The sequence below is a fragment of the Cellulomonas bogoriensis 69B4 = DSM 16987 genome (assembly GCF_000767165.1).
Classification (GTDB): domain Bacteria; phylum Actinomycetota; class Actinomycetes; order Actinomycetales; family Cellulomonadaceae; genus Actinotalea; species Actinotalea bogoriensis.
The window spans coordinates 1-8,381 of sequence record NZ_AXCZ01000120.1 but is presented as its reverse complement, the minus strand read 5'-3'; the positions used below and the strand labels follow the sequence as shown (position 1 = coordinate 8,381).

The 8,381-nt window shown below is 72.9% G+C and carries 10 protein-coding genes and 1 pseudogene; 3 read left to right on the top strand and 8 right to left on the bottom strand.

The genetic code is table 11. The annotated features are described in order from the left end of the window. From pheT to infC, 7 genes are all read right to left on the bottom strand, one after another. Nucleotides 1-1,935 (bottom strand): phenylalanine--tRNA ligase subunit beta (pheT, locus tag N869_RS10655; RefSeq protein WP_035061376.1); only part of this gene is annotated, 1,935 nt, incomplete at its 3' end. After that, complete coding sequence (pheS, locus tag N869_RS10650; RefSeq protein WP_035061374.1) at nt 1,935-2,993, bottom strand: phenylalanine--tRNA ligase subunit alpha; 1,059 nt, start codon at nt 2,991-2,993, stop codon at nt 1,935-1,937. The genes pheT and pheS, both read right to left, overlap by 1 nt. Before the next feature lie 42 nt (nt 2,994-3,035). Beyond that, complete coding sequence (gene thpR, locus N869_RS10645) at nt 3,036-3,656, bottom strand: RNA 2',3'-cyclic phosphodiesterase (RefSeq protein ID WP_035061372.1); 621 nt, start codon at nt 3,654-3,656, stop codon at nt 3,036-3,038. Between the two features lie 4 nt (nt 3,657-3,660). Continuing rightward, nucleotides 3,661-4,506, bottom strand: coding sequence for a TrmH family RNA methyltransferase (locus N869_RS10640; RefSeq protein WP_052105401.1), 846 nt, complete (start codon nt 4,504-4,506; stop codon nt 3,661-3,663). A gap of 46 nt (nt 4,507-4,552) precedes the next feature. Beyond that, the gene (gene rplT / locus N869_RS10635; protein WP_035061370.1) at nt 4,553-4,936 is read right to left on the bottom strand and encodes a 50S ribosomal protein L20; all 384 of its coding nucleotides are present in this window, start codon (nt 4,934-4,936) and stop codon (nt 4,553-4,555) included. A gap of 58 nt (nt 4,937-4,994) precedes the next feature. Beyond that, nucleotides 4,995-5,189: a 50S ribosomal protein L35 gene (gene rpmI / locus N869_RS10630; RefSeq protein WP_035061368.1), complete on the bottom strand. Its 195-nt coding sequence runs from the start codon at nt 5,187-5,189 to the stop codon at nt 4,995-4,997. 73 nt (nt 5,190-5,262) lie between these two features. Next, complete coding sequence (gene infC, locus N869_RS10625) at nt 5,263-5,817, bottom strand: translation initiation factor IF-3 (RefSeq protein WP_232229700.1); 555 nt, start codon at nt 5,815-5,817, stop codon at nt 5,263-5,265. Nucleotides 5,818-6,150: 333 nt separating this feature from the next. Between infC and N869_RS10620 the strand changes: the two genes are divergently transcribed. From N869_RS10620 to N869_RS10610, 3 genes are read left to right on the top strand one after another with little or no spacing between them, the layout of a single operon-like run. After that, nucleotides 6,151-6,522 (top strand): DUF1844 domain-containing protein, encoded by a 372-nt coding sequence (locus N869_RS10620; protein ID WP_035061363.1) that lies wholly within the window; start codon nt 6,151-6,153, stop codon nt 6,520-6,522. 43 nt (nt 6,523-6,565) lie between these two features. Next, complete coding sequence (locus N869_RS10615) at nt 6,566-7,240, top strand: hypothetical protein (protein WP_198026045.1); 675 nt, start codon at nt 6,566-6,568, stop codon at nt 7,238-7,240. A 47-nt stretch (nt 7,241-7,287) separates the two neighbouring features. After that, entirely contained in the window at nt 7,288-7,995 is a 708-nt protein-coding gene (locus tag N869_RS10610) for a S1C family serine protease (RefSeq protein WP_232229699.1), read from the top strand. A 16-nt stretch (nt 7,996-8,011) separates the two neighbouring features. Here the strand turns inward: N869_RS10610 and N869_RS17810 are convergent. After that, nucleotides 8,012-8,381, bottom strand: a pseudogene (locus N869_RS17810) (SseB family protein); the annotation flags it as partial.

Genomic DNA, 8,381 nt, shown 5'->3' with positions numbered 1-8,381 from the left:
GGGCACCGCAGCCGTCACGGCACGGAGCTGCTCGGACGTGGGCCGCACCCCGCCGGGGAGCGCCGGCGCCGCCGACCACCCCGGCGCCGGGGTGGTCACCAGCCCGGTCTCGCTGACCGCGAGGTCCTCCAGGCCCCGGCCCACGTTCCGGCGGACCGTCTCGAGCAGCGTCACCAGCAGCGTCGTCCGCATCTGGGGCTGGGTCTCGGACAGCGGGTTCAGCAGCGTCAGGGCGTGACGTCGAGGGTCGTCCGCCTCCAGCCCGAGCACGTCCAGCTGCTGGGGCCCGACGAACGGGTAGCTGAGCGTCTCCACGAAACCGGCACCCACCAGGGCCTGCGCCACCGTGCGCCGCGCCCGCTGGTCCGGCGTCAGGCCACGACCGGCAGGAGCGGCCGGCACCGTCGACGGGATGGCGTCGTAGCCACGCAACCGGGCGACCTCCTCGACGAGGTCGACCGGGACGACCAGGTCCGGCCGCCACGACGGGGCATGGACCACCGCGGTCCCGGCCTGCTCACCGTCCTGGACGGTGCACCCGATCTCCACCAGCGTGCTGCGCACCTCGTGATGCGTGTACGGGACACCCACCAGACGGCCGGGCAGGTCCAGGTCCAGGACGACGGGCGGCCGGGCGGGGACCTGGTCGAGGTCGGTCCGGGCCGTGTCGACCGTCCCCCCGCCGTGCTCCACCAGCAACGCCGCCGCACGCCGGACGGCGACCACGGGAAGGGCCGGATCCACACCACGCTCGAACCGTCGGGACGCCTCGCTGGGCACGCGGTGGCGACGCGCGGTCCTCGCGACCGTGACCGGGTCGAAGTGCGCGGCCTCCAGCAGCAGGTCGGTGGTCGCGGGGCCGACCTCGCTGGAGGCACCACCCATCACCCCCGCCAGACCCACCACACGCCCACCGGCGGAGCCGTCCGGGCTGTCGGTGATCAGCAGGTCCTCCTGGTGCAGCTGCCGCACCTGGTCGTCCAGGGTCCGCAACGTCTCACCGGCACGTGCACGACGGACCACCAGCGGAGCGACGACCTGCGCCAGGTCGTAGGCGTGCATCGGCTGCCCCAGCTCGAGCATCACGTAGTTGGTGACGTCGACCGCGAGACCGATCGGACGCATGCCCGCCTGCGACAGGCGTCGCTGGAGCCACGGCGGTGACGGGGCCGAGGCCGCGACCCCGCGCACCACCTGGGTCACGAACCTGTCGCACCCGGGCACCCCGTGGACGGGGTCCTCGTCGTGCACCTCGACCGCGAAACCTGCACCGGCCGGTGCGTCGGAGTCGTCGGCGACCGGCTCCGCCGGGTCCTGGAACACGGACCCCGTCGCGTGCGCGTACTCGCGGGCCACCCCCCGCATCGAGAAGCAGTACCCACGGTCCGGGGTCACGTTGACCTCCAGGACCTCCTCGTCCAGACCCAGGAGCGACCGGGCGTCCTGCCCCGGGGTGAGCACGGCCTCGTCGAAGCCGAGCCCGGTCAGGACGATGATTCCCTCGTGGTCCTCACCCAGGCCCAGCTCGCGGGCCGAGCAGATCATGCCGTCCGACACGTGCCCGTACGTCTTGCGCGCCGAGATGGGGAACGGACCGGGCAGGACCGTTCCCGGCAGCGCGACGACCACCAGGTCACCCACGTCGAAGTTGTGCGCGCCGCACACGATGCCGCGCGACGCGGGGCCGCCAGGCACCTCCTCGTTGTGCTCGGGGCCGACGTCGACGCGGCACCAGTTGATCGTCTTGCCGTTCTTCTGAGGCTCGGGGGTGCGCTCCAGCACACGCCCGACGACGAGCGGTCCCGTCACCGCGGCCGGGTGCACCGCCTCCTCCTCCAGGCCGACGCGCACCAGGTCGGCGGCCAGCTGCTCGGCGGTCGTGCCAGGGGGCAGCTCCACGAGCTCGCCCAACCAGGTCAAGGGGATGCGCGGCATCAGATGGTCCCTTCGAGGCGGCGGGAGAAGCGCACGTCGCCCTCCACGATGTCGTGCATGTCGGCGATGCCGTGACGGAACATCAGCGTGCGCTCGATGCCCATCCCGAACGCGAAGCCCGAGTAGACCTCCGGGTCCACGCCGCACGCCCGGAGCACGTTGGGGTTGACCATGCCGCAGCCGCCCCACTCCACCCAGCCCGGTCCGCCCTTCTTCTGCGGGAACCAGAAGTCCATCTCGGCGCTGGGCTCTGTGAACGGGAAGTACGCCGGCCGCAGCCGCGTCCGGGACTCCGGGCCGAACACCGCACGCGCGAAATGGTCCAACGTGCCCTTGAGGTGCGCCATCGTCAGGCCCTTGTCGACGGCCAGACCCTCCACCTGGTGGAAGACGGGGGTGTGGGTCGCGTCGAGCTCGTCGGTCCGGAAGGTCTTGCCCGGGCAGGCGATGTAGACCGGGAGGTCCCTCTCGAGCAGCGTGCGCGCCTGGACCGGCGAGGTGTGGGTGCGCAGCACCAGACCGGAGTCCTGCCTCGCCCCGGGGCCCTCGACGAAGAACGTGTCCTGCATCTGCCGTGCCGGGTGGTCCACCCCGAAGTTCAGGGCGTCGAAGTTGAACCACTCGGCCTCGACCTCGGGCCCCTCGGCGATCTCCCAGCCCATGGCCACGAAGTGGTCCGCGACCTCCTCGGCGAGCACCTCCAACGGGTGGCGGGCGCCACGGGTGCGGCGTGCCACCGGAAGGGTGACGTCCACGGCCTCCTCGACGAGCACCCGCTCGTCGCGCTCGGCCTCCAGCACCGCCTGCCGGTCCTGCAGTGCCTGCGACACCCTCGACCGCGCCTGGCCCACCGTCCGACCGGCCACCGCCTTGTCCGGTCCGGGCAGACCTCCGATCGCACGGTTCGCCAGCGCCAGCGGGCTGCGGTCGCCGACGTGGGCGGTGCGAGCCGCCTTCAGGTCCTCGAGGTCACGGGCGCCGGCGAACGCCTCGAGGGCGGCCTCGACGGCGGCCTCGACGGCCGTGGCGTCCAGGGGGGACACAGGTGTGGTGCTCATGCGCGCCTTCCGGGGTGGTGGGGCCGTGCGGCCGACCGGAGTCTAGTCCGCACCGACGGGGCCTGCGCCCAGGTCCGGGCCCGCCAGGTCGGTGTACAGCGGCCCGCCCGAACGACCGCGGCCGGGCTCGGAGCGCACGAGGTGCACCCGGTCGACCGTCCACGCCGGCCCCTGGTACAGGGCGAGCGCCCGGACCATCGAGGTGAGCGGCCCGGCCGCGTCCCGGTGGCGACCGTGCCGGCCCGTCGAGCTCACCCGGATCCTGCCGACGGTCATGTGCGGCCGCGACCGGGGGCGCTCGTCCCGCCTGCCGGTCAGATCCTCCCCGATCCTGACCACCTGACGCCCCAGGGCCACCAGTGCGTCCACCTCGCCCGCCACCCCCAACCACAGGGTGCGGCCGGAGAAGACCCCCGCGCCACGCAGCTCCAGAATCAACGGGGCGGTGCGGCCCGCCACGTCCGACACCCGCCCGGCGACCTCGTCCAGGAGCCCGTCGGGCACCTCACCGTAGAAGCCGAGGGTCACGTGCCGGTTCTCCGGAGGTGTCCAGCGGATCGGTCCGCGGCCGTCGTGACCAGCAGCCCCGACCACGGCGGCGAGCGCATCTGCGGCGTGCTCCAGGACGTTCTCAGGTGGCCGGACCGCGACGAACAGGCGCATCGCCTCAGGGTCGCAGGTCCGCGGGCCGCTCGCAGCGGTGGCGCACCGCGCGTCGGCACCGGGCGCTGGCGTACAGGCACAGGACGGCCGCGGTCGCCAGGTTGAGCGACTCGGCCAGGCCGTGGATCGGGACGCGCACCGCCGCGTCGCACCGGTCCCGGTCCTCCGGGGTGAGCCCCCACGCCTCGTTGCCGAAGACCCATGCCGTCGGGGCCGCCAACGACGGCCCCTGCCCGCGCTCCGCACCGGACTGGAGGTCGTCCAGGTCGTGCTCCCCGCCACCGTCCGCGGCGAGCAGCTGCAGACCGCCCGCCGCCAGGTGGTCCAGCACCTGCGGCACCGTCGCACCCGTGACCACCGGGACGTGGAACATGGACCCGGCGGTGGACCGCACCACCTTGGGGTTGTGGACGTCGACGCTGTCACCGGCCACCACCACCGCGTCCGCTCCCGCCGCGTCGGCCGCCCGGACCACCGCACCCGCGTTGCCCGGGTCGCGCACGTTGGCCAGGACCGCCACGAGCCCCGCCCGCCGCAGGTCCGTCAGCTCCACGGCAGCGAGGTCGGCCACCGCGAGCACGCCCTGGGCGTCGCCCGACATCGCGGTCATCACCTCGTCGGTGACCGTCCGTACGCCGACGCCGGCGGCCCGTGACGCCCGGTCGATCTCGACGTACCGGCTCTGCGCCTCGAGGGTCATGTACACCTCGCGGGCCAGCGCGACCCGGTGGTGGACCAGCTCACGCACGCCCTGCGGGCCCTCCACGAGGAACCGTCCCGAGCGCCGACGCGCCGAGCGCCCGGCCAGTGCCCGTACCGCCCTGACCCGCTCGGCGCGGGGGTTGGACAGCTCGGGCCCGGACCGGGCGCTCGACGTGTTCAGACCGATCGTGACCTCAGGCGGCCGACGGTGCGTTGACGTCCTCGGGCAGGGCGTCCTTGGCGACCTGCACCAGGGCGTTGAACGCCGGCGCGTCGTTCACCGCGAGCTCGGCCAGCACGCGGCGGTCGACCTCGACGCCCGCGAGCCGCAGGCCCTGGATGAGGCGGTTGTAGGTGAGACCCTGCTCGCGCGAGGCCGCGTTGATCCGCTGGATCCACAGGCGACGGAAGTCGCCCTTGCGGGCCTTCCGGTCACGGTAGGCGTAGACCAGGGAGTGGGTGACCTGCTCCTTGGCCTTGCGGTACAGCCGCGACCGCTGACCGCGGTAGCCGCTGGCCCGCTCGAGGGTCGTCCGGCGCTTCTTCTGGGCGTTGACCGCCCGCTTCACGCGTGCCACGTGATGCTCCTTGGGGTTCGGGGCTCACAGGTGAGAGAGGCCGTCGCCGGCCCGCAGCTCACTTGCCGAGCAGCTTCTTGATCTTCGGGGTGTCGGCGGGCGAGACGACCTGGTCCATCGCAAGGCGACGGGTGCGCCGGCTCGACTTGTGCTCGAACAGGTGGCGTGCGTTCGCCTGCTCGCGCATGACCTTGCCGCTCCCGGTGATCCGGAACCGCTTCTTCGCACCACTGTGCGTCTTGTTCTTCGGCACTGGTGTGCTCACTTCCATCAGGTCGCCCCGGGGCAGGGGCGAGGTGTCGCACGGGCCGGTGGGCCCGCGGGGGTCAGGACGACTGGGTGGAGCTCTGCGCCGCGTCCGCCTCGGCGGCGCTGCGCGCCTCTTCCTGGGCGCGCCGCTTCTCGCTCTTGGCCTCGGCCTTCTTCTTCGTCGGACCGAGCACCATGATCATGTTCCGACCGTCCTGCTTGGGCATGCTCTCGATGAAGCCGAGCTCGGCGACGTCGTCGGCCAGGCGCTGCAGGAGCCGCACACCCATCTCAGGGCGCGACTGCTCACGACCACGGAACATGATCATGACCTTGACCTTGTCCCCGGCCCGCAGGAACCGCTCGACGTGGCCCTTCTTCGTCCCGTAGTCGTGCGGGTCGATCTTGAGCCGGAAGCGGATCTCCTTCAGCACCGTGTTGGCCTGGTTGCGCCGGGCCTCGCGGGCCTTCATGTCGGCCTCGTACTTGAACTTCCCGAAGTCCATGAGCTTGCAGACCGGCGGCCTGGCGTTCGGGGCGACCTCGACCAGGTCGAGGTCGGCCTCCTGCGCAAGACGCAGGGCGTCCTCCACGCGGACGATGCCGACCTGCTCGCCGTTCGGGCCGACCAGGCGGACCTCGGCGACGCGGATCCGATCGTTGATGCGGGGCTCGCTGATGTGCTGCTCCTCGTGCTCGTCGGGTCGACCGCCGACGACGAAGAGGCCTCCGCCGTGAGCACGGTGGAGGCCTGAACCTGGGTCCGGGCGCGCGAGGGCGCCACGACGCAGTCACCTTCTCAGGCTCCTACGCGGACCGAGACCCGGAACCTGTCGCCGTGAGGCAGTCGGTGCGGGTGGGATCAGCTCCACTTGTGCACCAGCACACTCCTGGGAAGGAGCACACTGGTCGGTCAAGGTCACCCTAGCAGACTCGGGGCCGCGCCTCGATGAGAGGATCTCGGCATGACGACTCCAGAGCCGGGCCCGGCCGCCGACGCCGGCCACGCCGCACGCGACATCGCCGAGGTGCCCGCGGTCGAGGTGATCACCGCCGCGGCCGTCCACCTCATGAGCGCGGCCGCGGTCAAGTGCGGCCTGGCGCCCGACACCGACCAGGGCAGCGGCGAGGAGCTGAAGGACCTGGACGAGGCCCGCAAGCTCATCACCGCCCTCGCCGGCCTCGTCACGGCCGGCGCCCCCGAGATCGGCAACCAGCACGCCCGGTCCCTGCGCGACGGACTGAGGTCGCTGCAGCTCGCGTTCCGTGAGGCCTCCCCCTACCCCGATCCGCCCGGGGAGGGCCCCGGGGAGACGTGGACCGGCGCCGTCAGCTGACCCCGCCCGACCTCCGCCGGCCCCGTCTGCCTATCCTGAGACGATGACCGACCACCTGCGGCCGCCCGGCAGCACCGTGGCGCCCGTGGAGGACCAGCCCGCACACCACCGCGAACCGGACGCCCCGACGAGCGCAGCAGTGCCCGCGCAGGCGGACCCGCTCACCCGCGACCGGTCCGCGGTACGCCGCGAACCCCGGCAGGTACCCCACCACGGCCCGAGTCGTGCGCTCGTCGCCGCCCTCGGCGTCACGCTGGTCCTCGCCGTCGGTACGGCCGCCTACCTCGGGCTGCTCGCCCGCGCATGGTTCGACCGCGCCGTGACCTACGAGGCGGTCGCCGAGGACATCGGGACCGAGCTCGCCGAGACCCGGGCCGAGCTCGCCGGGACGGGCGCCGAGCTGGACGCCGTCCTCACCCAGCTCGGCAACGCGCAGGACCGCATCGTCGAGCTCGCCGACGAGAAGGCACAGCTCGGCGACGACCGGGAGACCCAGCGCCGTGTGGTCGACTACCAGGAACGCGTGAACGAGGCCGCCGGCCGGGTCGCGCTCGCCCTCGACCAGTGCGTCCAGGGCCAGGAGCAGATGATCGGGTACCTCGAGCGCGCCGAGCTGTACGAGCCTGCCGACCTCGACACGTTCGGCCAGGAGGTCGAGAGCCTCTGCCAGGCCGCGACCGAGGCGAACATGGCCCTGCAGCGAGAGCTCGACCGGTGACCGCCCGCGCCGACCCCGGACGCAGGCCCAGGGGCACCGTGGCCCTCGTGGCCGCCCTCGTCGTCCTGCTCGGTGGGTGCGGGGACGTCGACTCGCTTCCCGGGATGCCCGGGCCGGAGCGCACCGACTTCGTCCCGTCCGACACCGACAGCACACGCCAGGTCAGCGGAAACCTCTCGCCGGACGGGTTCGACACCGTCCAGAGGATGGCCGTGCGGATCCGCAACGTCGGCTGCGCGTCGCTGTCGACCGGTTCGGGGTTCGCGATCGACGCCACCACCCTCATCACCAACCGGCACGTGGTCACCGACTCCGACGAGCTCCAGGTCTCGACCTACGACGGCCGTGACGTCGACGTCACCGCCGCGAGCACCGCCGACCTCGCCGACCTCGCGGTCGTCCGCACCGCCGAGGAGCTCACCACCTACCCCGAGCTGGCCGAGACCGACCCCGAGCGGGGCGAGTCCGTCACCGTCGTCGGGTACCCCCGCGGTGGCCGCCTCACCGTCACCGAGGGCCGGGTGATCGGATCCACCACCGACCCCCTCAACGAGAACCTCGGGGAGGTCCTGGTGACCGACGCCCCCGTCGAACCCGGGAGCTCGGGGTCAGCCGTCCTGGACGGCGAGGGCAGGGTGGTCGGCGTCGTCTACGCGAAGAGCGCAGCAGGACAGAGCTTCATCGTCCCGGTCACGACCTTGCGCACCCTCCTGGCCGACGACGAGGCGTTCGTCCCGGCCGCGGGTTGCGCCTGACCCGCGCCACCCACCCTCACCGGCTGCGGCCCACGACCCTCAGCTCGAGGGAGTCCACCGCCATCACGACCGGCTCCGCGGACGCCAACCGGGAGCCGACCGCGGTCAGCAGACCGTCGAGCGCGGCCCGGCCCAGCCCGTCCTGCAGGACCAGCTCGACGGCGACCTCGGCCCGGTCACCGGCCCTCGCCCGCACGTCGAGCAGGTACGGAAGTCCGTCGAGGACGTCCCGCAGCACCCGGACCACCTCGACCCGCACCTCACCTGCGACGAGTGCGGGAACCCACGGACGCCCGGTGGCGAGCGCCACCACCGCTGGCCGTGGCACCAGGACCGCCGCGCCGGCCGGGTCCAGGACGAGCAGCTCCCACCCCTCCTGCAGGGCC